The sequence below is a fragment of the Stenotrophomonas sp. SORGH_AS_0282 genome (assembly GCF_030818125.1).
Classification (GTDB): Bacteria; Pseudomonadota; Gammaproteobacteria; order Xanthomonadales; family Xanthomonadaceae; genus Stenotrophomonas; species Stenotrophomonas rhizophila_A.
Genome location: NZ_JAUTAB010000001.1, coordinates 3,577,457 through 3,600,394, shown reverse-complemented (window position 1 = coordinate 3,600,394; position 22,938 = coordinate 3,577,457). Strand labels below are relative to the sequence as shown.

Here is a 22,938-nt window from a genome sequence, read left to right as displayed (position 1 = left end):
CGATGGCGACCGTTTGGCCACGAAGGCTTCCTACTGCCATTAGGAACGAATCACGGAGAGCGGCCGAAATTCGGGTGTATGACGCCCTTTCGAGTCAGCTGGGTTCGGGCTGGACTGTTTTTTACTCGCGGCCGTGGCTCGGTGAAACTCCCTCAGGAGGAGAGGTGGATGGGGAATCCGACTTTGTAGTGGCGCATCGAGATTACGGCGTGCTGTTTATTGAGGTGAAGGGCGGGGCAATTAGCTATGACCCTTCGGAGGACCGCTGGCGAAGCACGGATCGCTATGGGATTCGCCATCGGATCAAGAATCCGGTCAAACAGGCCTCAGATAGTAAGCATGCTTTGTTAGCGAAGGTCCGCGAGGAGCGCGGCTGGCCTAACGCGTTCGTTAGATTTCGGCACGGAGTTGTGTTCCCCGACGTTACGTCTGTACCCAAGAGCATGGGGCCCGACAAACCCCGCGAGCTCTTTGCGACGCGAGCGGACCTTGACTGTATTGAAGGGTGGGTGGCACAGAGGCTTTCCGGTGGCAATGAGAAGCCGCTTGGGCAGCAAGGACTGGATGTTCTCACTAGGTTACTTGCTCGCCCCATCCAGTTGCATTCCCCGCTCTCTTTTTCTTGTGCCGATGATGACGACGCAATTGAGAACCTGACGCCGCAGCAGTACCACATTCTTACAGCCTTCGGCGACCTCAGGCGAGTTGCTGTCTCTGGCGGTGCCGGAACGGGCAAAACGGTTCTTGCGTGCGAAGATGCTAGGCGTCTCGCTGATAGGGGAATGCGCACACTTCTCACTTGTGGCTCTTCCCGACTGGCCGATCATCTTCGCGGTGTGCTACGTGGTAGCGCCGTCGAAGTGGATACCTTTGCTGGGGTGGCTAAGCGTCTCAGTAAGGAGGCGGGCTTGGTCACGCTTGGTGCAACGCAGACAGTTGATGGTCTCGCGGAGGCTGTATTTGACAGTTTGGCGGCGCGGCCAGACCTTGCCTACGATGCCGTGGTGGTAGATGAGGCGCAAGACTTTACCCCTGCAACCTGGATTGCAATCGACTCGTTAGCGACGCGCTCAGAAGAATCAGTCCTACACGCATACTTCGATAGTAATCAAAGGGTATATGGTGAATTGCGAAGCCAATTTGATTGCTATTCGCTGTTGCCCATTCGCTTAAGTAGAAACCTACGTAACACGCAGAACATCCACGAGGTAACCCAGCAGTTCTATAAGGGGCCGAGTTTAGTGGCAGACGGTCCTGTGGGTGTAGAGGTGAATTGGATCGTGTGTCACGAGCACGCCATTGTGAGGGACGCATGTGATGAAGTTCGCCGCCTCGTAGTCGGGGAGGCGGTGGGCCCATTGGATATTGGCGTACTAACAACAAGTCCTGAGCTATCTCGACAGCTTTCAAAGAGGTTGAGCGACGAAATTCACCAGGGGCTTATGATCTCGAGCGTTTCCGATTTTAAAGGATTGGAGCGGCGCTTTGTCGTGGTGCTCGCGACCCGAGAGATTGCGGATTTTCCGGAGCTTGCATACGTTGCGCTTTCTCGCGGCAGGACGTACTTGGCGGTTATTGGCGCAGCTACGCTTCTGACGTGGCTTAAGGCGCCTGGCGGAGGCGCATCCCTTCCAGCAACGGTCGCCCCCTGGACCTTGGCGGAGTAGGGCTACACGCACCAATTATGGCTGGCCTTCTCTACGTGGCGATCCGAGCGTTAGACTCGGTGCGTCACTTGGTGGGCGTTACCATTCGTTCTTTCCGACTCGGGATGGTGGCTATACAACACTGAACCAGTCCCACTGAAACGGACGCACCCAATCAGAGTCGGTACGATTCATTCTTCCTACTGCTCTCTCAGCGATTTCCATAGATTGCGTGCACCCCATCCCAGATCTTGAGACCGTAGCGGGCCATTTGCGGCAAGCATTAGGCAGCGCCTACCAAACCGCAGAAATCAACAGGAACAAGCGATTTCCCATCCGTTGACCCTTCCAGCACAGTGGTCTCCGGAGCGTAGAAACTCCTCTAGCTGGAAAATGTTGGACGTCCCATGTCGGGAGGGTGGCTAATACAACACCTCCTGAGGAAATACGCCCGCCGGATCCAGCTAGACGGTTTCTAACCTCCCGACCCCCTCGCCATCCCGGCGAGGGGCGATCCTTACAGGAGGTCCAACATGCAAACGCACTGGGACGACACGTCCTTCGATGAACTGCCCTCACGCAGGCGCGCTCGGCAGGCCCATCTGGCCGGCACCGCAAAGCCTGCAGCGTGCTCACCGCCTCCGGAGTTCCACGAGGAGCTGAAGGTGCCCTACCTGAAGATCCGCGGCCGCTGGCTGCGGCAGATGGGCTTCAACGTGGGCCGCAAGCTGCAGATCGAGGCCTGCGCAGGGGTGATCACCATCAAGCTGCTCGGCCCGCCGGCTGTGGAGGACCCACGGGTGCCCCGTTTCGTGGAGCGCACGATCTACCACGGTGAGATCAATTCCGAGTCGGGGCAGTTCATCCCCGAGGACGTCATCCAATGAAGAAGCAGGTGTACATGAGGGTGAAGCTAGACCCCGATCTACGCCGCGCCTTTCAGCTCTCGGCGTGGCGTAGCGAGCGTTCGCCTACGAACGTGCTGCGGTCGTTGATCCAGGACTGCGTGAACCTGGATCGGAGCGCCCAAGGCGTTGATCTCTACGTTTGGGGAGATTCGTTCCCGGTGGGGAGCGAAGTACCGAAGGGGCAGGGCAGGCCCCGCTGAGGGTGTACCGGGCCGGCCTGCGCCACCGGCCCTGATGGGTAATTCCGCGAAGCCATGTGCACGTGGCTTCCGGAGGGATGTTTGCCTCACCCCATTCGCATGCTGCGGGCTTCCAGCTCCTGCTGGTTCTGCTGCGTGCGCTGTTCGGTCTGCATGGCCAAGGCCTGCCGTTCCTGGCCTGCTTGATCCAGCCGCTGCAGCGAATGCTCCACCGGCGTCTGCACGGCTATTTCAGTGGCCATGGCAGCGCGCTGCTGTGCCGGGTCATGCAGGTTGCCCTGCACCACGAACACGTTGCGGCCGGCCGCACCCTCTGCGGTGGCTTGGCTCAGTACCACGTGGTCAGCCCGGTCCAGCTTGTTCTCCACGGCCAGCGCGGTGAGGCTGGCGGTCAGCCGTTCGCTGGTTTCATCGAAGCTGCGCCCGTGTTTGGCGTCCAGCGCGGCCACGTGTTCGCGTATCTGCTGGTAGAGCGGGTAATGCGCATCGCCGGGGCGCAGTGCCGCCAGCCGGGTGTTCGGTTCCTGGCCGGGCAGGTCGTTGAGCACCACCTTCGGGGTTTCGATGCGCTGCCGGTACGGGTCGTCTGGGTGGAAGTGGGTTGCCTTCTCCTCGCGCTCCAGGCGGACCTCGCGGGTGTCGTTCAGGCCTTCCAGCACGCGTGGATTGCGTTCCTGCATGGGGAAGCCGCTTTCGGTGTGGTGCGACCAGGTGCCGGCCTTTGGGTCATACACGTGGTACGAGCTGCGTATGCCGATGACGTTGGGGTTGCTGGTGGGCAGCGACTGGTCGGCCATGCTCAGCTCATACACGCCCAGCTTGGCCACGTAGGCGGTGGCCTGGCCCCATGGCATGGCGTCGTAGGCATGGCCGGCGGTGTTCCATGCCCGCGCGGTGCCCCGGTAATCGTTGTTGAGCATTTCCTTCCAGACGTTCTCGGCAGCGTCTTCGCTCAGGTTCTTGCGGGTGGCTTCCAGCAGGATGCGCGGGGTCCAGCAGTTCGGGTCCAGGTTGTGGCGCTCGAAGGCCAGGTCGTGGGCCTTCTGCACATCCCGGCCGGGAAGGTTGAGCGCCAACGTGGGGTTGCCGGCCTCCAGCCAGGCCTCGCGGCGCTCCAGATCGCGGTGCAGCAGGGTCTGGCCGAACGCCTCCCACTGGCGTTCTGTCAGGGTGCGGTTCTGCAGCTTTGGGTTGCGGTCGTGCTGATCGGCCGCTTGGAGCTGGGCATAGGCATTGGCCACCTGGCCGGGCAGGCTATCGTTGCGCACCACGCCCAGCGCCAGCAGGCCGTAGCCATCATTGCCCTGCTTCTGGGCAAGGTAGTTCCAATACCGCTCGCGGTTGCCGTCGTCGGCGTATGCCCGCAGGATGTCGAGATCCTTTTGATTCAATCCGCTCACGCGTTGTTCCTCCTGAACATCCTGGGTCACTCAACCTTGTATGCGCTCAGCACGCCGCGCGCGGCGGCTTCGATGGCCTTCCAGTCCTTCAGGAACACCCGGGGATAGGAGAGGGTCACCGAAAGGTCGTTGTCGGCATCCACGAAATTATGGGTGCAGCCGGAGACCGGGACACTTTCGTCGATCTCAACCTGCTCGCCCTTCAGCGTGAGTGAGTCGCGCCCCTCCTGGAGCTTGTCGCACTTGATGAAGGTTGCCAGCTCGCCGCCCGGGGTGCGGGCGATGTACCAGTCGCTTTCCACGTTGGCGTTGCGCTTGGCCGGCATGCCGGTCTGCTTTTCGTACGCCTGGGCGAATTCGACCATCCGCGCTTCATCGATGGCATAGGGCGTCAGCCCGAACTGTTCGGCGCCGGGGGTGCGCATGTCCAGCCGGCGGCGCGGATCCTTGCGGTAGGCCGAGCCTTCCTCGCTGGTGGCGTCGGTGCTGGTCATGCGGCCCAGCAGCTCCGTGATCGGCACGCCGTCGATGTAGTCCACCGACATGGACATCGCGCGGTGGTGGTCGGCCATGGAGCGGGTGCCGCGCGTGCCAGGGGCGGCTGCCTTGAGCTCGGGCCACATCAGGGTCAGGCCAACGCCGCCGCCGATGGCCGGGCCGATCTGGTCGTCGTAGAGGTTGGCCGGGAATGCGTAGCGGTGCGGGCCGAGCTGGGCTACTACCGGCGCGGTGGTGTAGGTGTAGCCATCCACCGTGCGGCTCCGGCTGGTGTCTTCAGACATGGCAGGTTCCTTGTTTCCCTTTTCCGTGGGTGGGGCCTTGGCACAGGCGCTGGCGCTCAGGGCGACGGCGAGTGCAACTGACAGGCACCGGCCGGATGACATCACGCTCATGGGCCATTCCATTGCATTGGTTGGGGTCAACTATAGGGAATGTGGTGTCAACGGGATAGGAATGGGTGCTTGCTGCTGCCCTTCCATGGTATTCAACGGCTGTAGCCGCGATGGCAAAGGGAGTTGGCGCTGTGGTTGGAAGAACCAGAGGTTGGCTGGCGGTTGGCTTGGTCGCCGCAGTGGTGTGCATTGCGCTGTGGTGGAATGCGCCAGCGACGCAGGGTGACGCGCCGGGCGGGAAAGCCCAGGTGGCGCCGTCGGCCGTTGCGGCCACGGTGCGCGCCAATGCAACGGAAAGCCGCACCAGCCGAGGCGGGCCTGCTGAAATAGACCGGGTAAAGACCTTCGAGGACCTGAAACAGAGGGCCAAGGCGGGCGATGCCGTGGCCCAGCGCCTGTTGGCCGACACCTATGAAGGCTGCTACTTCGTCAATATTGACCGCGAGCACTTCATGGACAGCCTCGATTTCTATAGGCAGATGATCAGGGCGCCTGCCCAGCTCTCCGTGCTGGAGCAGGTGGCGGCCGAACGTTTCGCCCAATGCGGGGCAGTGGACGGTGGCGCCATCGTGCCGATGCAGCTGGTCACGGGCTGGTACGCGCAGGCTGCCGAAAACGGCGACCTGGCCTCCCGGTTGATGGACAACGCGTTCAAGCAGAAGCGGCTGGATACCGCTGAAGCTGCCGAGCAGCTTGAAGAAGTATTGGGCTCCAATGATCCGGCGGCCGTGTTTGCCATGGGCAGCACGTTGCACAGCAACTACCCCGCCAGCGCAGGCGGCCCAGCGGCGGGCTTGATGACCGGCGAGCACGCCGGCGAGGCATGGATGGTGGCTGGCTGCCGCATGGGGTACGACTGCGGGCCCTCGGGCAAACTGATGGGAACGCTGTGCCTGATGCAGAACGCTTGTACGGGTGAGGACTTCGAGGCCTACCTCAAGCGGGCGATGATGAATGAAGCGGAGCGAAGGGACTTGGAGCGTAGGGTGACGGAGATACTTCGGTTGGTTGAGGGGTAGCCCTCCCGCCGCTGTCTACACCATTCCCGCAGGAGCAATCGAGCCAACGAAACGCCGAGCAAGCGGTAGGAATTCTCCGATGGCCGACCAGCCCGCTGGCATGGCACTCTTTACCCGATGGACCCTGAACGCCGTTGTTTGGGTCCACCCCGGGTCGATGAACGGAAGCACTTAACATGAACCTCTCGCCGCCACCCGTGCCAGGCAAACTCCGTGAACTTCTGAGCGCATATCCCGAACATATCGAGCGGCTGCAGTTGGCCATGGACAGGGCAGCCTCCGAAGCTGGTGCCAGTCCGCCTCGGATTGAGCACATTGTGTGGGCGTTGGAAGACTGTCTTGAAGGTTTCGTGGCGTCGGCTCGTGTCGAACTTGATGCTGCTAAGGCCAAAGGCAGTGCCGATGGCATTCGCCACGCCGAAGCAAAGGAAATGCTGATGCTTCGTGTGGCATTGAAGCAGCAATGGATCGGCGATAGGGGTCTCCTTGATTTCTTGGAGCGGGATGAGGCCAAGATGAAGCCACTGGCGATGCTTGAAGACGTCGCTTGTGCGGGCGTGAAGGTATAGGGGTTTTACTATGGTTTCATCGCCAGTCGTTATGGCATCCTGAGATCCGGGACCGTACAGCGTCCGCCAGCTCGTCGGGCACGCGGCTACCCTCCGCGCGCGCTCCCAACAACGTGATGTCAGCGCTTTGGGAGCCGCAGCCTGATTGGAATGACCGTCACTAGACACAATGGATGCTGCAAATGACCGCTTCGCTGCCTCCAATTCCTCAGAGACTTTGCGAGATGCTGAAGGAATACCCGGGTCACTTGGTCAGAATCCATGACGCATTGGCTTCCGTGGCGAAAGAGCCTCAGGCGGCGCCACGCTTCGAGCTGGTCATCTGGGTAATGGAAGATTTGGTGGGCGCTTTCTTCGAGGAAGCACGGCAACAGCTTGCTGTGGCAAAGAGGCAAGGTGACTCCGAGCTCGCCTCTAAACTTGAAGCGGAGGAGGCGCTCATGGCGACGCTTGTCCTTCAGAAGCCTTGGTTTGGTGACAAGGACTTCACACTCTTTTTCGGGAAGTAGGGTGGGTGTCGAATCAGCGCTGCGAGTGATCACCTGAGTAGCGAAGAGCATGCGCGGATACTGATGGACAAGATATTTCCCGCAAGCCATCTCGAATCGCTTCAGTCTCATGTTCGGCCAACGGCGATCATCGTGGCTGGCCAAGCCGGTGCCGGTGAAGGCGGATTGAGCTAAGTCGCGAGGGATGAACTGTTGCACGACGCCGCCGTCATCGCCCCGGCCCCGCTGATTCGTAGCGAAGGAAGGGCAGAGCGACGCCTGAACCGGAACAGACTAAGGAAGAGTGATGTCGATCCACCTCAAGCCCATCGAAAATACCTCATTTGATGAGGGTAGTGGCGTCACAATCTCGCATCCTCGAATTCTCCTAGATGCGCCGCTGGATGGTGTTGCCAGCGTCGAGTACCAGTACACGTTCCGCCGAGGCGGTCAGCGGGTGGGTGCCATGGGGTTTTTCGGAACCGAAGTTGCTGCCGAGTTGGAGGGGCAGCGCGGCTTGATCTACACACTCGATCTTCGCCCTGCTGAAGTACTCATTGATATGTTGAAGTTCAAGAGGTTCCTGGGCGACACAAACGACGACTTCGGTTTTGTCAGCTTCCTGGCACAGGGCTTGGTGAATGTCTTCGCGAGTAAAACTGCCAATCCCGAGAGCAGGCGCTATCTGGTCGTCGGTAGCGCCGAAGACCTGGCGCGCGTTGGTGCGCCTGCACCTGCTGGCTACCTGGAGCTGCCTGATGGCAGCATCATCCTCGCTGAGTTGTTTGTTCCCGCGCATGTTGCCTGACGTGAGGCACCATGCCCAGTTCTGTGTCTGACGACTTTGCCCGGACTACCCTCTCTGCCACCACCAATATTCGTGACCAGAGTCCCGTCTCGAATGCTCAGGTTGAAGGGGTGATTGAGTACCTGAAGTCGCAGGGTTCAGGGCCTGACAGCGTCACCAGCTACGCCGACGCAGGCGGTCCGGCGGCGGGGTTGATGACCGGGGGAACATTGAAACGAGCGATGTCTTCTTCTCAGCAGTCGCGAAGGCTCGATCGACTTGTGTTCCAAGTGGCAAAATGGGAATTTTCTGATAGTTGCGGACGATGTCCATGTGGCACTCTGGCGGCGATGGAGTACGCCGAACGCTTGGGCGGCTATCGCCTGAGTCAAGATGCCCTCGTACAGACGAAGTACGTTCGTTACGTTAAGGCGCGTTATCTAGGGAAGCGACTATGCCCACAGACTTTAAGCCGAGGGGAACCTCGTCGTTTGATCAGGAGAGCGGCGTTCACATCCCTATGCCGAGAATCCTGCCGCACACCTTCCAAGATGGCCGCGAGGGCGTTGAGTACCAATTCTCGATTCGCAAAGGCGGCGAGCTAATCGATGGCCTGGGAGTTTTCGGGACGGAGGACGTTATAGAGGCGTCTGGGCGGCGCGAGTGGGTATTTTCCATCGATTTGAGTTCAGAATCGGCTCTGCGCTCAATGCTTCGCTCCAAAGAGCGCATCGGGAGCGCGGATGACGACATCACGTTCCTAACAGCGCTCGCGAGAGGTCTTGTGAATGTGTTTGCGGGACAGGATGACAATCGGAATAACGTGTCTTACGTCGCATTTACCTCGTTTGAAGCGCTCTCGGCCTTGGGCCTTCCCGTGCCTGCAAGCGTGCGCGTCGTGGCACAAGGGACTGTCGTTCTTGCCGAAGTTCATGTCCCCGCTCATCGCGCCGTCACAAACCGAGGGGGGCATGCCCCTTAACTCTGAGCCACATCCAGGATCTTATGGCATCGTCATGACTGCTCCGCGAATGCTTCCAGCAAGTCCACCCGAGGATCCAGTCCACAGCGAATGCCAGTACTTCCTTTTTCTTCATGGCGAACGTGTTGACCGAATGAGGCTTGTCGGGAGCGCTGAATTTATAGCCCGCGGCGGCGCGAGTGAGCGCCGGTTTACGGTTGATCTGATTCGTGACTGGGTCCTTAGGGCCGCACATGCTTGTACTTGGCGCTAAGAGCGAGATATCAGTACGCCGTATATCCGACTAAACATCCAGAGATGACCATGCCTCTTAGCTTCCAGCCTCGCTCGCACTCCTCTTACGATCCGAATAGCGATGTTTCAATTCCGCGCCCTCGGATTTTACCAGCCACGCTGGCTAGCGGTGAGGGCGGCACGGAGTACCATTACTCGTTCTTCCGCGGCGAAGATCGGATAGGTGGGCTGGGCTTCGACGGTCGCGACGTGGTCGTTGAGACCGACGGGTACCGGGAATGGGTATTCACCTTCGATCTAACCCGGGAGCAGACCATCCAGTCCATGCTCAGATCTAAAGCAGATTTCGGCAGCACGGACGAAGATCTCACGTTCCTGCGAGGTCTCGCACCGGGTCTGGTCCTGGCATGTGCCGGGCAAATGGACAACGAGGACAATCTTAGCTATATCGCCGTGACTTCGGTTGAGGCCCTGGATCAGACTGGTGTTCCTATTGCAGGGGCAATTCCTGTACTTCCTGACAAGAAAGTTGTATTGGGTGAAGCTGCTGTGCCATCACACGTATAGCCTGGGTTGAAAGGTACTAGTCCTGACGAAGTATGCTCGCTCCCTTTATGAAAGATATCTTGGAAAGTGGCTATGCTTATTGATTCAAGTCGAAGGGGGCATTCTCCCCGCAAGGAACTATGATGCCTCTCCAATTCATACCACGGGAACGATCTGCGATTGACCTTTTCAGTGGCGTCTCGATTCCGAGGCCGCGAATGCTGCCGAGCTCTGACGCAGGCGGAGGCAGGACGATCGAGTTTCAGTACGCCTTTCTGCGTAATGGCGAACGCATCGGTGGAATGGGAGTCTTCGGGTCTGAAACGGTTGCTGAGAGGGCAGAGGGCCGGGAGTGGGCATGCACCTTGGACCTCACACCAGTCTGGGTTCTGGAGGACATGCTCCGGTTCAAGAAGACCTTGGGAGACACAAACGACGACCTCGCATTCGTAACGGAACTTGCGGAGGGATTGGTGAATGCCTTCGCCGGACAAACCAATAACACGGAAGCGATGCACTACACGGCAATCTCAACTGTTGACGCACTCGCTCAAGTTGGAATTGAGAATCTAGCCGCGTCGAAGCGGCTGACTGATGGGAAGATTGTGCTGGCGGACGTCCATGTTCCAGCGCACGTGACCTGACTCGGCATCATGACCAGCTTCACGTTTGATGAGTTTGCCCGAACGACCTTGGGTGCTGCCACGAACAAGGCGGACGAAAGCCGGATCTCGCCTCAGCAGATGACGGAGGTCATCGACTATCTCAAAACTCCCGGCTCAGGTCCCGACGCTGCTACGAGCTACGCTGCATATGTGGAAGAGAGATTGCGGGCGAATCCGGCGCGGCTTCCCGATGGAGTCGACTATGTTGGCTTCTCCGGTACCGATGGATCGAAGGTACCCAACTATCGCAATGCCTCCAATTACGTGGATGATGTTCGGAAGCAGGCCGGGATCATTGGTGACACGCCCTGGGGCCGCTTTGTTCAAGAGCTGAACGAATTTCCCGAACGGCACCCTGGCTTCACAGTCGCAGAGGGCAACCTCAAGGCCTTCATGGAAGCGCGTGGCATTGAGCCACTGGGAAGGAACTATTCGGGCGCGCTCCAGGACATCATGTGGAACGCTGGCAGTCCACAGTACTTCGAAAACGCCATCGCGACTGGCAAGCCGCTGCTGGCGATGGTCCACAATGCTCCGGCGGGACGAGGCTTCAGCAACTTCGAGCTGACCACTGCACTTGAACATCCAAACACTAGGATCAACGGATACCCGGTAAGTTCCTTTGGCCCAGATCCGCTGGCCTTTGTAAGCAAGTCGGCTGCCGAATACCAAGCGCTGGAGATCGCCCTCGCGCGGGAGGCCGCCACCAACAGCGGCCACGCGGTGACCGTTGCCGAGGTTCGTCTGCAGTTGAGGCCGATCGATGGCTACGATGCCGTGGCGCAATCGCTGTTCAACCGTTCGGTGGACGAGTTCAAGACCCTGAGCTTTGCAGAGATGACGGCCACGCGGGCGCAGTGGGTAGCCGCGGGCTCCAGCTTGGCGACGGCACCGCGCGCTTACGTCGATGTACCCGAAAACATGTCGCATGGGTCGCAGCCCGGCGCGGCGCGGGCCCCACCCGGGACAGCAGCAACTGCTGTGGAGGCTGCCGCCGAGAACGCCCCGCGTGCGCCTCACGCCGGCATGAGCCCGGGCATGAAGGTCGCCGGCGTTGCCGGCGTGACACTGCTGGCGCAGGACTTCGCCATCTCTGGGCACAAGTGGGTGGAGCTGAGGTCCCAAGGCAACGCAGCGGGTGCTCATTCAACGGCAGCGCACTTCGTCGGGCGCAATGTCGGGGGCGCATTGGGCGGCTTTGTCGCCGGCGCCAGTGTTGGTCTTACTAGCGGCTCCTGGACCGGACCGGGTGCGCTGGTCATCGGCGTAGGCGGCGGTGTTCTGGGCGCCCACCTCGGCGAGGAGTGGGCAAACCAGAAGGATATGAAAGCCATCTACGTCCAGGTGGACCCCATGGGCCGCACCTGGACCCGAAGCCCTACCGACGAGGAAGGGCGGTGGCTGCGTGCCGCGCACCAGCAGCAGGTGCAGTCCGCTGAGCTCGGCACAGGCGTTGAACTGCGGCCAGTTCAGACCGCGCAGGGGGAAGATGTCACCTTCCGCGCCGATTACGTGGCGACTGGCACACTGGAGCGGCAGTTGAACTGGCAGGCGGCCAAGGCGTCGTACGAGCTGGGCTTGGCCCATCTTCCTCCGCCGCAGGATCCGTATCGCCTGAATGCTCGTGCTGAGCAGGGAACCCCGCCGGCGCCGTTTGAAACGGGGAGGGCATTCGTGCGCGACCCCAACTCCCGTCAATGGGAGCAGCAGATCACGCAGATGCTGGATGGGCGTGCGCCAACCACACGCCACGAACCGGTTTCAGCGGAGCAGGCGCAAGCCCTAGATGCGCAGTCGCGGGCCGTGATCGCCCAGAACGCCGCCAATACGCCAGCCGCCGTCGCGGCGCGCTATATGGTGGCGCACGCGGAAGGGCGCTGGAGCGACTTTGGCGATGCAGACAATCCTTCAGTTCCCGCCGCCATCCAGGACGCACAGGGCAGATCAGGCACGCTGCAGGCAAGCAACGGCCACACGTACACCCGCCAGGACGATGGCCAGTGGCGCGACGACGGGCTGGTGTTCAGTGGCACGGCTGACGGCAACCTCAGCGATGAGCTGGATGTCACCTGGCAGAGCCAGCAGATTGGCGTGGCCGGTCTGGGCAACATGGCCGAGCAGGTCAAGGCCACGGTGCAACTGGCACCGGAAGGCGTGCGTGGGCAGGTGGAAGCACTTTACGCACGGCACGGTATCGAACGCAGTGAAGCGCAGTTGGCGGTTACAGCGGCGGCGGTGGAGCAGGGCCTTGCGGACAATGGAAGCCAAGGTGACCTGGTACTTGAACTGATACCAGACCCGCGCACCCACGCGCCAAGCGTTGACAGCGCCATTGCTGCATTCGGGGATGCGGGTGGCAACCGCATGGTCCTCACGGCGACCACCACGATGGAGGACGTTGCTAGGGTTCAGGCGGCACTGCAGCATACGGCTGCGCTGCAGGGCAACGTGGCGGACGAGGTGCCAATCCAGAACGCGCCGGAGCTGCGCATTGAGGCACTGTCGCCCGACGCGTGGGACGCCCATCAGCAGGCGCTGAGGGAGGCCAACCGGCAAGGCGCTTCCGCGGAGGAGGCCGCACAGCTGGCTGCATTGGCGGCGATGCGGGCGGATGGCAGGGACGTCGCTGAAGCGCGCGTACCGGAGCTGCTTGAGAACGAGCCAAGCACTACCAATGAGCCACCTCCCTCGCAGCCATCCCCTCATCTGGCTGCAGCAGCGATAGCGGCTTCTGTCGAGCGCTCCGCGGTCGAGGAGCAGTCCACGGCCCAGCGAGAGCCCCAGACAGCTCAGGGGGCTGAGCAGGGCGCACGTGAGCACGTCGAAGAGCAGCGTACCCAGGAGGCGTTCGCTCGTACTGCCGAGGAAGAGGAGGCCCGGCGCGAAGCGTCTGTGGCCGACCCACAAGCTCACACGGCGCCCACTTCACCCGACATCGCCTCGACACCGATACAGCCGGTGCCTGTGGCCGAACCTGTCGAACGGCCACCGGTGGAAGTCCTTGACCTCGCTGCGACCGTCGCTGCATCAGAAGCGAAGGTCGAGCACCCGGTAACCCCCGAAGCGGTGCCGGAGGCTGTCATCCGCGTGGACGCCAGCCAGCTGGAGGTCGCGGTGCAGGCTGAGACGTCCGAGCGACCGGGCATGGATGATGCGGCGTCAACGCAGCACCCACCGAGGGATGAAGTTTCGCTCGACGAGCCTGTTACAGAGGCACCGCCGAGAGACGTGGTTGAGCAGGTGGTGGTGGCCGAGCAACTGGATGCCGCGCCGTTGAAAGAACCCGCGAACGACGTCATCGCGAATCTGGCTGTGCCGGAGCAGCAGCCGGAGCCAGAACCAGAGCCTGCCATGGCGCGGGTGGTGCAGCCCGCTGATGAGCAGGAACCTTGGACACCCCTCAACCCCGAGCACCCCGACCACGCCCTCTACCAGCAGATCCGCGAGGGCGTAGCGAAGCTGGACGAGGCCCACGGCCGCAGCTACGACCAGACCAGCGAGCGCCTCACCGGCAGCCTGATGGTGTTGGCCAAGAGCAACGGCCTGGACAGCGTGGACCACGTGGTGCTCAGCCAACCCACGGAAAGCCAACCCGGCGGCCAGAACGTCTTCGTGGTCCAGGGCGAGCTGGACAACCCCGGCCACCAACGCGCCGGCATGCCAACGGCGCAGGCAGTGAAGACCCCGTTCGAAGAGTCACTTGAGCAGTTCGACGTCGCGGCGTTCGAGCAGCAACAGCGTGCCGCGCAACTGGCAACGCAGCAGCAGGAAGAAGATCAGCGCGTGCAGCAGGAGATGCAGGTTGCGGCGGCAAGCATGGGGTACTGACTGCGCTCAGCTGTTCAGCGCCAGCCCCATCGGCGGCCACAGCGGATTCATCCGGTCCAGGTCGTAGTCATTGCCGAACGCCAGCGCCGCCTCGCGCGGCTCCAGGTCGTAGTAGCTCACCAGCAGCTGCTCGTCCATGCCGGCGTCGCTGTGGTTGATGGCATACAGCCCGAGCATGGCCTGGTCGAACTCTTCCAGCCAATCAAGGTCGATCTTGTTCATGTTGATCCTCCGAAGCGGTTCGCAGGATCGCTCAGGGGCGTCTCATGGCGTGGGACGGAAGAATCCCGCCGCCGGCCACCCCTGTTAAGATGTCCGGGCCAGCCAGCCTTCCCACGTCATTCGACCGTGTGGTTGGCCGCTCCTCCCAGCGGCCACGCGAGCCAGGATCCTTCCTCTGCCTCTCACAAGGACGCTCGCATGCACCCTCGTTCCCTGTTCCGTTCGGCCGCCCTGGCGCTGGCCGTCAGCCTGACCCTTGGCGCTCCGTCCGCCTTTGCCGCTGAAAAGGCCGCCACCACCGCCGCCGCCGCCTCCGTGCAGCGCGCCGCCGTGGCCCAGGGCCTGTACGAGCTGGCATTCAGCCCCACCCAGAACGCGCTGTTCGTGGCCTCTTCGGGCGGCTTCGGCGATGCCGCCGGCCCGGCCCAGGTGCTGCGCCTGAATCCGGATTCGCTGGCCGTGGAAGCCAAGATCCCGCTGGAGCGCAAAGCCTTCGGCGTGGTGCTCGATGACGCCCACAACCGCCTGTACGTGGGCAACACCGTGGACACCTCGGTGACCGTGGTCGACACGGCCTCCAACAAGGCTGTGGGCATCGTGCAGCTGATGGAGAAGAAGGTTGGCAAGGATGGTAAGGCCGGCTACACGCACGACCTGCGCGAGCTGGTGGTGGATTCCCCGAACAACCGCCTGTACGTGACCGGCCACTCCGGCGAAGGCAGCGTGCTGTTCGTGGTGGATACCCAGTCGCTCAAGCTGATCAACACCATTCCGGGCCTGGGCAACGCCAAGGCGCCGGGCCTCACCCTGGATGCGGCCAACAAGCGCGTGCTCACCTCCAACCTGCTGGGCGAAGTGGTCACCGTGGGCACCGACACCGGCAAGGTGGAGCAGCGCTTCAACATCAGTGCCGAGCAGCCGATGAACCTGGCGCTGGACCCGAGCGGCAAGCGCCTGTTCGTGACCGACCAGGGCCTGGAGATGATCCGCAAGTACCAGGGCAGCAGCATTCCGGGCTTCGTCTCCAAGCACCCGGGCCAGCGCGTGCTGGTGCTGGACCCCACCACCGGCAAGGAACTGGCCAGCATCGCCACCGACGCCGGTCCGCTGGGCCTGCTGCTGGATGCACCGCGCAAGCGGCTCTACGTGACCAACCGCGAAGCTGGCACGGTGACCGCGTATGACAGCGAGAGCTACAAGCAGGTAGGCACCTATGATGTGCCGACCCACCCGAACAGCCTGGCGCTGGATGCGAAGAAGAACGTCCTGTACGTGACCATCAAGAATGGGGATAAGGACGAGAAGGGGAGTGAGGAGTCTGTGGCGCGTATCGCGCTGTAAGGCGTGATCGGCAGGGTTGCCCGGCGTAGCTGATGGACGTCGGGCAACTTCGTTCGTGACGAACGCAGGCGGAATGATCCACCCTGCCCGTTGATGAAAGCGAAGGTCGTAACATGAATTTTCACCGTAACGCTGGTCGTGTTACAGCGAAATTTCATGTTACGCAGGCGGCGCGGACTGACACGTGCCAAGCGTTCTGGTAGCACCGCTGTAGGCAGCATTGCCGAAGGGACTATGGGGCTTTCGCGACGCCGCGACATGCAGGTTGCGCCATCAACCAACTGCGCGCAGCCGATTCTGCCTCTACCCCATCCTCTATCGTGACATCCGGCTCCAGCTTCCCGCCATCGCCTTTCAGATTCCTATCAACCGATACCGATACGGTGAGCGAAAGCGTACTTCCGTCAGGAAGTGGAGTCGGCACGTTGGCTGTGGAATAGCCGGACGTCTTCTGGCCGAAGCTGCGAGTGGCCGGGCGACCCCTGAAGGCCAACGCCACTGCTTCCCCGGAGCTGGCGGTTCTCGGTCCTATCAGTACCGCCACCGGTGGGGCAGGGTGCCGTAGTACATAAGACGCGGAATCCAAGCTCATGGGTGAGCGCTCACCGAGCAGCACCCGACCGGATTCGATACTCCAGGTCTGGTGCTCTGCGCCACGGACAAACGCGCCTATGACTTCGCGATGCTTCGGGTCTGTGGACAGCAGGGGTGCAATGCCGGCCAGCATTGGCCACATGTTTCCGCCCCGGTCCTCCCTGAGGTCCACGATCCAGCCGCAGAGGTTGCGCTGATCCTCGCTTCGGAGCCGCGACTGCAGCATCCGGGCGAAGGCCTGACGCCGTTGATGCTTGATTTCTCGTGGTGCTGACGGGTTGTCCATGAAAGGTGGTACGCGGATGGAGCCGATAGGGTCGTCGGGATCTGCCGGCCTACGCTGAAGCACAGGTGCACCTGCTTGGGTATCGCGCTGGCGATGTTGCTCGGTGTCAGCGGTTCGCGGCTTTTCACCAGCGGCACTCGGCGCTGCCTGTGTACGGCGCCAGCGGCCGTGGTTGGCCGTGCTGCGGGAAATAAGGTCGGTGACGATCCTGTCGGCTTCGTCCGTGCTGCGGGCCTGATTGAGCTGCTGGTGTGCTGCAGGCCAGTCGATCTGGTCGCTGTGGAGGGCGCGTTGTTCGAGCAGCTGGAGGATGGTCTCGCGTACGTCTGGCGTATCCGGCGTTGGCGGAGCCGGGGCGGCCCGGGTTGGGAATATGCAGGCTGCGGTTAGTGCTGTTGTGGTGAGTAGTACTGCTAATCCTTTAGCTTTTGCCACCTGCGGTCTCCGTGGTTGCCTGGGGTGCGGCGCCTTCGTTGCGGGTAATGCCGTAATCGGTTGTTGCACGGTTACGTGCAGTCGACTGGGGTGCGACCCTACCGTGGTGCGGCCTGGTTCGAAGGCGCCGCGGTGCTCTTTGCTTCGATGTTACGGCGAAATGCTCAGGCGTTCACATCCACCACCAACCGCCCACGCACCTTGCCTTCCAGGAATGCCGGGAACACGTCCAGCACCTTTTCCAGCCCGATCACTTCAACGGTGCTGGCCAGCTTGCCCAGGTCCAGGTCGGTCGCGAGCCGCTTCCATGCCTCGGCACGCACGGCATGCGGCGCCTGCACCGAGTCGATACCGGCGAGGGTCACATTGCGCAGGATGAAGGGCAGCACCGAGGTAGGCAGGTCGGTACCCTGCGCCAGCCCGGCGGCCGCCACCACGCCGCGGTATTTCGTCTGCGCCAGTGCATTGGCCAGCGTGTGGCTGCCGGCGACATCCACCACGCCGGCCCAGCGCTCGGCATCCAGCGGGCGGGTGCGCGGCTCGGCCAGCGTGGCGCGGTCGATGATCTCGTCGGCGCCCAGGTCCTTGAGGTACTGCGCATGTTCGGGTCGGCCGGTGGACGCCACCGTGCGGTAGCCCAGCTTGGAGAGGATGGCCAAGGCGATGGAGCCTACGCCACCGTTGGCACCCGTCACCAGGATGTCGCCGTGCTCGGGCTTCACCCCGCCGTGTTCCAGCGCCAGCACGCACAGCATGGCGGTGTAGCCGGCCGTGCCGATCGCCATGGCGTCTTTGCTGCTGATGCCGTCAGGCAACTTCACCAGCCACTCGCCGGGAACGCGCGCGCGCTGCGCCAGCCCGCCGTGGTGGGTCTGGCTGAGGCCGTAACCGTTGAGCACGACGCGGTCGCCCTGGCGGAAGCCGGCATTGCCCGATTCCAGCACGGTGCCGGCCAGGTCGATGCCGGGAATGAGCGGGAACGTACGGATCACCGGCGAGGCGTTGGTCATCGCCAGCGAGTCTTTGTAGTTCAGGGTGGAGTAGTCCACCTGCACGAGCACATCGCCTTCGTGCAGGTCGGCTTCGTCAAAGGCCACCAGCTGGGTGGAGACCTGGCCGTCTTCTTTCGTGGCCAGCAGGGCATTGAATTTCATGGGCATCGATCACCTCGGGGGACATGACCTGCATGCTATGGTCGCACCGTGGTTGCCACAAGAACTATGCTTTCCCGTAGGTACTATGGTTTTCAGGAGTATCCCGTAATGGCGCGGCGCGTGTATGGCAAAACCGGCTGCAGCGTGGAGGCCACGCTGTCGGTCATCGGCGGCACCTGGAAGCCGGTGATCCTGTTCTACCTGGTGTCACGCACCCGGCGATTCATGGAGCTGACCCGGCTCATCCCCAACGCCACCCAATCGATGTTGACCAGCCAGCTCCGCGAGCTGGAGGCCGATGGCGTGGTGGTGCGGCATGTGTACCCGGAGGTGCCGCCGAAGGTGGAGTACCGGCTCTCGGAGCTGGGCCGGACACTGGTGCCGGTGCTGTTGGCGATGCGGGATTGGGGGGATTCGTACAAGAAGACCCAGGAGACCGCTGAAGAGGCGTGAAGGGCGCTCGTTGAGGGCTTTCCGCCCGCTTCTGTGACGCCGGTCAAGCTGTAAGTAGGTTTTTTCCTATTCTTCCCCGTGTCCGTGTACCCCAGACTACGCAGGCGAGTACGGCCGTACTAGGAAAAGAATTGACCATGAAGCTTTGGGTAACAAGATCGATGCTGATGGGCGCCGCGACGCTGTTCGTCATTGCCGGCCTCGCCGCGTGCGGGCGGGAAGCAGAAACCGCCAAGCCCCGTGTGGAAGCCAACAGGGAGAACGCTGCGATGCGAACGGAGGTTCCTCTTACCCGGCCCATTGCCTTGGACAAGGCGGGCGAGGTAGCAAATGTGGAGTTTGAGCTTCCACCGCCAGGTCGGAATGCGTCACCCATGTTGATGCTTGGGTTCCGCACCTTAAGCCAGAATGCGGACGCAGATATCGCGCTGGCCAGCCGGGTGCTTCAAGCAGACCTGCCGGCAAAGGTACGCCTTCTCCGCGTGACCGAAGGTTCCATCGCGGCTGTTCCTCTCAGCAGGCCCACTGGGGAGCCGGGCGAATGGATGGCGCTACCGCCCGACGGGGCGGTGCCTGGTGTCACTGTGACCAGTGTGGATACGTCGCTGCTTGAGGAGGCAGGCTTGCTGAACTCGACGCACGTTGAAACGTACTTCCAGTTTGCAGCTGCAGAGCAGATCGCGCCGGGTCACTATCGGCTGACTGTTGAGCTGATGAGTGACCACCCCGGGTTTCAGGACCAGAACGCTGAGTTGGTGGTTGCCTACTTCAAGCGGGGGAAGTAACTGATGAGCAGAGAAGCTCCCTACACCGTTACCGTCTACGTCGCAGCTCCCGGAACGCCGCTGCGCGGTGGTGGCACTTCTGCTGCCGGGCACATGTACCTGGTTGTTGAACATGGCAAAGAACGTCATAGCTATGGCTTCGCACCCATCGAGCACGGCGCGACCAGCGGCCCTGGCGCGATAACGAACGAAGACTTCGATCAATATCAAAAGCCTTATTACGCGCGCACGCTCGAGATAAGCAGGGGCCAGTACGACAAGATCGTCGACTACGGAACAAATGCCGCCAAGCATGGGTTCGACATGCAGTACGGCGGTCTCTCCAACAGCTGTATCGATTTCACCTGGGGTGCCCTCAACCATGCTGGCATCCACCGGCAGACCAAGTCGGGGCAGGATCAGAGCTTCGAGGGGGCAATCAAGCCCCTCAACAACATGCGTGATATCAAGAGCATTCCTGAGCAGATTCCAGGCAGCAAGCTCAACACAGAGCACGAAAATGCGATGCCGAAGCGGACGCTGATGCAGCGTCTGATCTCCGAGAATGATGTCTACGAAGGCGTGAGGGGCGACCCCATGCTGTCCCAGATCCGGGAGAAGGTGGCAGAACTGGACGCCGCCAATGGCCGAACCTTCGACCCCACCAGTGAGCGGGTCAGCGCAAGCCTGTATGTGCTCGCCAAGGAAAATGGGCTATCGCGCGTGGACCACGTAATGCTCAGTGAGCGCACCCCAAACGCGACGGCAGCTGAAAACATCTTCGTCGTGCAGGGCGAGCGCAACGACCCAGCGCATCTGCGCGCTTCCATGCCCACCGCGCAGGCCGCCCAGACCCCGGTTGAAGCTTCGCTGGAACGTGGCGAGCAGTTGGCCAACGCCAACCAGCAGACCCAACAGCTGGCGGCGCAGGCCGAACAGATGCAATCGCAGGAGCGAGAGGTTGCCGTGCGACGAATGGGGTGATGCCCTGCCCGTTACGTCCCTTTCCGCACATACCGCGCCCGCCCTTCGCCGTGCACCACGCTAAGCGCGTTCATCTGCCCGCGCGTATTCAGATGGAACTCCACCTGCGGCCCATTGATATCCGGTGACACGAGCCGGTTCGGGCAGAGCGGCGGCACCTGGCCGTCGCGCGGGGTTCCGGCCACGCCCACCCGCACTTCGCCATTGGCGACCGAGTGCTTCACGAGATCCTTAGAAACCCCGTCGTACGCTTGCTGCAGGCCTCACACCGTGAGGCGGCCGGTGCGCTCGCGCTGGACGGGGAACAGGTTGTAAGGAAGGCAACTTCACGCATGGCCAGCGGTCATGCGTAGTCAGCCGTCCTCCATTCTGGAGCCTGTCATGAATGATGTTCTTGCCAAACACAAGCGCGTGAACCTGCATGTTGAAGACACCGGCGGCGATGGTCGCCCGGTGGTGCTCGTGCACGATTGGCCACTTACCCTGGACCAGTGGAAGCTGCAGGTGCCCCCACTGCGCAGCGCCGGCTACCGCGTCATTTCCTATGACCGGCGAGGCTTCGGGCGATCGGAGAAGCCGAGCGAGGGCTACAGCTACGATGAAACAGCCGCTGACCTGGCCGCGTTGATCGTGGACATGCAGCTAACCAATGTCAGCCTCGTTGGCTTTGGCATGGGAGCGGCCGAGGCAGTGCGGGCCGAGGTGCTGTTGGGCGGAGAGGGCATCAGGCGCGTGATGCTTGTCTCGACCGTGACGCCGTTCATGCTCAGATCCGATACGAACCCGAACGGGTGGCTGCATTCTTCGGAATACGTGCGCATGTTGCAGGCGCTCGGCGACGATCGCAGCGCGTTCTTTACTTCATTGATGAAGGACCATCACAGCGTCAACGGCGAACTGAAGATCACGTTGGAGCAGCTCGAAGAGCTCGTCCGGATGTGCGAGACGTCCGACCAGGCTGCCGCCATGAGATGCCTGGAATCGGTCTGTACGACCGACCACCGGTCCGAACTTGCCGTAGTCGGAGCACCTGCAACGATCCTGCACGGCACGGCAGATGAATTCGCGCCAGTTCAAAACGCAGCGCACGGAACCGGGTTGGCCATGAAGAACGCCTTGATTGCCGTTATCACAGGTGCGCCGCACGGCCTGAACATCAGCAATTCAGATGAGTTCAATGAAGCATTGCTGCGGCTTCTTCCGGAGTAGCGGAGCCGATGGTCAAGTCAAGGTAATTAGACGGCTGCACCTCGTGCACAGTATGTAAGCGCAAAGCAAAGAAATGCTCACGTCGCGCCCGCACCAGCCGACTAGCATGGGCCGTCCATTGGCTGAAACTGGAGCTATCCATGACTGCAACACGCGTACGTCTACACGTTGAAGACACCGGCGGCACCGGCCGCCCCGTTGTTCTCATTCACGGTTGGCCGCTGTCAGCCGAATCCTGGCGTGCGCAGGTACCGGTGCTGAAGGCCGCGGGCTACCGCGTGGTGGCCTATGACCGCCGTGGCTTCGGCCGTTCGGAAAAGCCGGCCGATGGCTATGAGTACGACACGCTGGCCGACGACCTTGCCGGGGTGCTGGAACAGCTGGACCTGCAGGACGCGACGCTGGTGGGCTTCTCGATGGGCGGCGGCGAAGTGGCGCGCTACATCGCCCGCCACGGCGAACAGCGCCTCCGCAGCGTGGTGTTTGCTGCGGCGGTGCCGCCCTACATGCTCAAGACCGCCGACAACCCGGACGGCCCGCTGACCGAAGAAAAGGCCGAGCAGATGCGGATGGGGCTGGAGAACCATCGTGACGAGTTCTTCGACGGGTTCACCAAGGACTTCTTCAGCGCCAACGGCGAATTGAAGGTCACTGAAAAACAGCGCCAGGAAGCGATCGAGCTGTGCAAGCAGTCTGATCAGACGGCGGCGCTGGGCTGCATGAAGGCGTTTGGCACCACCGATTTCCGCGAGGACCTGAAGAAGGTTACGGTGCCCACGCTGGTGCTGCATGGTGACAGCGACGGCACGGTGCCGTATGAAGGCTCGGGCCGCCGTACGCATGAGGCGATTCGAGGTAGCGAGGTGGTGCTGCTGAAGGATGCGCCGCATGGGTGTAATGCCAGCCATGCCGAGCAGTTCAATGCAGCGTTGGTTGCGTTCCTGGCGCGGTGAGGTAGGCCGGGTTGCAAAGCTGGCGTGGTGCACGCGTGGCGTGTCGCTACGCGGGGGGCGGGGCGCGTTTGGCGTGTTCCCGCCTTCTCCTTTTAAGGGGTGATTGAATGCGCAAGACCACTACGCCACCTTGGGAGAAGCCCAATCCCAAGGGGAAGAAGGGGCAGCCGTTGTCGGCGTCGCAGAAGGCTGCGGCGCGGCAGCGTGCTGAAGAGAACGGGCGGGCGTACCCGAATCTGGTCGACAACATGTGGGCCAAGAAGCTCCCACGCGGCGACTAAAACACGTCACCCGGGGACTAAACCGCGTAGTGACACGCCATGCGTGTCAGCCTTCCGTCCCGGCACCGCGAAGCCAGGCAGGGCCTGGCTCTACGGC

General features: G+C 61.9%; 22 protein-coding genes. 16 read left to right on the top strand and 6 right to left on the bottom strand.

The window, feature by feature from the left end:
- Positions 1–2 precede the first annotated feature (2 nt).
- Positions 3–1,667, top strand: a complete 1,665-nt coding sequence (locus tag QE395_RS16310) for an NERD domain-containing protein (protein ID WP_306989948.1) — start codon at positions 3–5, stop codon at positions 1,665–1,667.
- Between the two features lie 512 nt (positions 1,668–2,179).
- Complete coding sequence (locus tag QE395_RS16305; protein WP_306989947.1) at positions 2,180–2,533, top strand: SymE family type I addiction module toxin; 354 nt, start codon at positions 2,180–2,182, stop codon at positions 2,531–2,533.
- Between the two features lie 307 nt (positions 2,534–2,840).
- Here the strand turns inward: QE395_RS16305 and QE395_RS16300 are convergent, their stop codons facing one another.
- Both QE395_RS16300 and QE395_RS16295 read right to left on the bottom strand, forming a co-directional pair.
- Positions 2,841–4,154 (bottom strand): XVIPCD domain-containing protein, encoded by a 1,314-nt coding sequence (locus QE395_RS16300; protein ID WP_306989946.1) that lies wholly within the window; start codon positions 4,152–4,154, stop codon positions 2,841–2,843.
- 26 nt (positions 4,155–4,180) lie between these two features.
- The gene (locus QE395_RS16295) at positions 4,181–4,936 is read right to left on the bottom strand and encodes a hypothetical protein (protein ID WP_306989945.1); all 756 of its coding nucleotides are present in this window, start codon (positions 4,934–4,936) and stop codon (positions 4,181–4,183) included.
- Between the two features lie 278 nt (positions 4,937–5,214).
- Here QE395_RS16295 and QE395_RS16290 point away from each other — a divergent pair, with 278 nt between their 5' ends.
- The 7 genes from QE395_RS16290 to QE395_RS16260 all read left to right on the top strand — a co-directional run bounded on the left by QE395_RS16290 (position 5,215) and on the right by QE395_RS16260 (position 14,165).
- Positions 5,215–6,066 (top strand): hypothetical protein, encoded by an 852-nt coding sequence (locus QE395_RS16290; protein WP_306989944.1) that lies wholly within the window; start codon positions 5,215–5,217, stop codon positions 6,064–6,066.
- Positions 6,067–6,242: 176 nt separating this feature from the next.
- Complete coding sequence (locus QE395_RS16285; protein WP_306989943.1) at positions 6,243–6,635, top strand: hypothetical protein; 393 nt, start codon at positions 6,243–6,245, stop codon at positions 6,633–6,635.
- A gap of 182 nt (positions 6,636–6,817) precedes the next feature.
- On the top strand, positions 6,818–7,144 hold the full coding sequence (locus QE395_RS16280) for a hypothetical protein (RefSeq protein WP_306989942.1): 327 nt from the start codon (positions 6,818–6,820) through the stop codon (positions 7,142–7,144).
- Between the two features lie 286 nt (positions 7,145–7,430).
- Positions 7,431–7,931 carry a hypothetical protein gene (locus QE395_RS16275; RefSeq protein WP_306989941.1) on the top strand — a complete coding sequence of 167 codons (501 nt, stop codon included), beginning with the start codon at positions 7,431–7,433 and terminating at the stop codon, positions 7,929–7,931.
- A 1,258-nt stretch (positions 7,932–9,189) separates the two neighbouring features.
- The gene (locus tag QE395_RS16270) at positions 9,190–9,693 is read left to right on the top strand and encodes a hypothetical protein (protein WP_306989940.1); all 504 of its coding nucleotides are present in this window, start codon (positions 9,190–9,192) and stop codon (positions 9,691–9,693) included.
- Positions 9,694–9,815: 122 nt separating this feature from the next.
- Entirely contained in the window at positions 9,816–10,316 is a 501-nt protein-coding gene (locus tag QE395_RS16265; protein ID WP_306989939.1) for a hypothetical protein, read from the top strand.
- A 9-nt stretch (positions 10,317–10,325) separates the two neighbouring features.
- A complete protein-coding gene (locus QE395_RS16260) occupies positions 10,326–14,165 on the top strand; it encodes an XVIPCD domain-containing protein (protein WP_306989938.1) in 3,840 nt (1,279 codons plus the stop codon).
- A 6-nt stretch (positions 14,166–14,171) separates the two neighbouring features.
- Here QE395_RS16260 and QE395_RS16255 read toward each other — a convergent pair whose 3' ends face one another.
- Complete coding sequence (locus tag QE395_RS16255; RefSeq protein ID WP_083214053.1) at positions 14,172–14,387, bottom strand: hypothetical protein; 216 nt, start codon at positions 14,385–14,387, stop codon at positions 14,172–14,174.
- A gap of 198 nt (positions 14,388–14,585) precedes the next feature.
- Between QE395_RS16255 and QE395_RS16250 the strand changes: the two genes are divergently transcribed.
- On the top strand, positions 14,586–15,728 hold the full coding sequence (locus QE395_RS16250; RefSeq protein ID WP_306989937.1) for a YncE family protein: 1,143 nt from the start codon (positions 14,586–14,588) through the stop codon (positions 15,726–15,728).
- 232 nt (positions 15,729–15,960) lie between these two features.
- Here the strand turns inward: QE395_RS16250 and QE395_RS16245 are convergent, their stop codons facing one another.
- Together QE395_RS16245 and QE395_RS16240 are read right to left on the bottom strand one after the other, a co-directional pair.
- Positions 15,961–17,043 carry a S41 family peptidase gene (locus QE395_RS16245; RefSeq protein ID WP_306989936.1) on the bottom strand — a complete coding sequence of 361 codons (1,083 nt, stop codon included), beginning with the start codon at positions 17,041–17,043 and terminating at the stop codon, positions 15,961–15,963.
- Positions 17,044–17,207: 164 nt separating this feature from the next.
- Positions 17,208–18,197, bottom strand: a complete 990-nt coding sequence (locus QE395_RS16240) for an MDR family oxidoreductase (protein WP_306989935.1) — start codon at positions 18,195–18,197, stop codon at positions 17,208–17,210.
- Positions 18,198–18,305: 108 nt separating this feature from the next.
- On the opposite strand from QE395_RS16240, the gene QE395_RS16235 reads away from it, so the two are divergent.
- The 3 genes from QE395_RS16235 to QE395_RS16225 all read left to right on the top strand — a co-directional run bounded on the left by QE395_RS16235 (position 18,306) and on the right by QE395_RS16225 (position 20,398).
- Positions 18,306–18,650 (top strand): helix-turn-helix domain-containing protein, encoded by a 345-nt coding sequence (locus tag QE395_RS16235; protein ID WP_068848894.1) that lies wholly within the window; start codon positions 18,306–18,308, stop codon positions 18,648–18,650.
- 137 nt (positions 18,651–18,787) lie between these two features.
- Complete coding sequence (locus tag QE395_RS16230) at positions 18,788–19,435, top strand: hypothetical protein (protein WP_306989934.1); 648 nt, start codon at positions 18,788–18,790, stop codon at positions 19,433–19,435.
- Positions 19,436–19,438: 3 nt separating this feature from the next.
- Entirely contained in the window at positions 19,439–20,398 is a 960-nt protein-coding gene (locus QE395_RS16225; RefSeq protein ID WP_306989933.1) for an XVIPCD domain-containing protein, read from the top strand.
- Between the two features lie 11 nt (positions 20,399–20,409).
- On the opposite strand, the gene QE395_RS16220 is transcribed toward QE395_RS16225, so the two are convergent.
- Positions 20,410–20,622: a hypothetical protein gene (locus QE395_RS16220; protein ID WP_306989932.1), complete on the bottom strand. Its 213-nt coding sequence runs from the start codon at positions 20,620–20,622 to the stop codon at positions 20,410–20,412.
- A 157-nt stretch (positions 20,623–20,779) separates the two neighbouring features.
- On the opposite strand from QE395_RS16220, the gene QE395_RS16215 reads away from it, so the two are divergent.
- The 3 genes from QE395_RS16215 (at position 20,780) to QE395_RS16205 (ending at position 22,841) form a co-directional block, all read left to right on the top strand.
- On the top strand, positions 20,780–21,607 hold the full coding sequence (locus QE395_RS16215) for an alpha/beta hydrolase (RefSeq protein ID WP_306989931.1): 828 nt from the start codon (positions 20,780–20,782) through the stop codon (positions 21,605–21,607).
- Positions 21,608–21,747: 140 nt separating this feature from the next.
- Complete coding sequence (locus tag QE395_RS16210) at positions 21,748–22,560, top strand: alpha/beta hydrolase (RefSeq protein ID WP_306989930.1); 813 nt, start codon at positions 21,748–21,750, stop codon at positions 22,558–22,560.
- A 107-nt stretch (positions 22,561–22,667) separates the two neighbouring features.
- On the top strand, positions 22,668–22,841 hold the full coding sequence (locus tag QE395_RS16205) for a hypothetical protein (RefSeq protein WP_095364572.1): 174 nt from the start codon (positions 22,668–22,670) through the stop codon (positions 22,839–22,841).
- The last annotated feature ends 97 nt before the right edge of the window (positions 22,842–22,938 follow it).

What these genes read in the sequence shown, in the direction of transcription:
- QE395_RS16230 (WP_306989934.1), top strand. Translation starts at nt 18,788, where the DNA reads ATGAAGCTTTGGGTAACAAGATCGATGCTGATGGGCGCCGCGACGCTG.
- QE395_RS16215 (WP_306989931.1), top strand. Translation starts at nt 20,780, where the DNA reads ATGAATGATGTTCTTGCCAAACACAAGCGCGTGAACCTGCATGTTGAA.
- QE395_RS16255 (WP_083214053.1), bottom strand. Translation starts at nt 14,387, where the DNA reads ATGAACAAGATCGACCTTGATTGGCTGGAAGAGTTCGACCAGGCCATG.
- QE395_RS16275 (WP_306989941.1), top strand. Translation starts at nt 7,431, where the DNA reads ATGTCGATCCACCTCAAGCCCATCGAAAATACCTCATTTGATGAGGGT.
- QE395_RS16310 (WP_306989948.1), top strand. Translation starts at nt 3, where the DNA reads ATGGCGACCGTTTGGCCACGAAGGCTTCCTACTGCCATTAGGAACGAA.
- QE395_RS16305 (WP_306989947.1), top strand. Translation starts at nt 2,180, where the DNA reads ATGCAAACGCACTGGGACGACACGTCCTTCGATGAACTGCCCTCACGC.
- QE395_RS16240 (WP_306989935.1), bottom strand. Translation starts at nt 18,197, where the DNA reads ATGAAATTCAATGCCCTGCTGGCCACGAAAGAAGACGGCCAGGTCTCC.
- QE395_RS16280 (WP_306989942.1), top strand. Translation starts at nt 6,818, where the DNA reads ATGACCGCTTCGCTGCCTCCAATTCCTCAGAGACTTTGCGAGATGCTG.
- QE395_RS16225 (WP_306989933.1), top strand. Translation starts at nt 19,439, where the DNA reads ATGAGCAGAGAAGCTCCCTACACCGTTACCGTCTACGTCGCAGCTCCC.
- QE395_RS16270 (WP_306989940.1), top strand. Translation starts at nt 9,190, where the DNA reads ATGACCATGCCTCTTAGCTTCCAGCCTCGCTCGCACTCCTCTTACGAT.
- QE395_RS16285 (WP_306989943.1), top strand. Translation starts at nt 6,243, where the DNA reads ATGAACCTCTCGCCGCCACCCGTGCCAGGCAAACTCCGTGAACTTCTG.
- QE395_RS16235 (WP_068848894.1), top strand. Translation starts at nt 18,306, where the DNA reads ATGGCGCGGCGCGTGTATGGCAAAACCGGCTGCAGCGTGGAGGCCACG.
- QE395_RS16295 (WP_306989945.1), bottom strand. Translation starts at nt 4,936, where the DNA reads ATGTCTGAAGACACCAGCCGGAGCCGCACGGTGGATGGCTACACCTAC.
- QE395_RS16250 (WP_306989937.1), top strand. Translation starts at nt 14,586, where the DNA reads ATGCACCCTCGTTCCCTGTTCCGTTCGGCCGCCCTGGCGCTGGCCGTC.
- QE395_RS16265 (WP_306989939.1), top strand. Translation starts at nt 9,816, where the DNA reads ATGCCTCTCCAATTCATACCACGGGAACGATCTGCGATTGACCTTTTC.
- QE395_RS16210 (WP_306989930.1), top strand. Translation starts at nt 21,748, where the DNA reads ATGACTGCAACACGCGTACGTCTACACGTTGAAGACACCGGCGGCACC.
- QE395_RS16260 (WP_306989938.1), top strand. Translation starts at nt 10,326, where the DNA reads ATGACCAGCTTCACGTTTGATGAGTTTGCCCGAACGACCTTGGGTGCT.
- QE395_RS16205 (WP_095364572.1), top strand. Translation starts at nt 22,668, where the DNA reads ATGCGCAAGACCACTACGCCACCTTGGGAGAAGCCCAATCCCAAGGGG.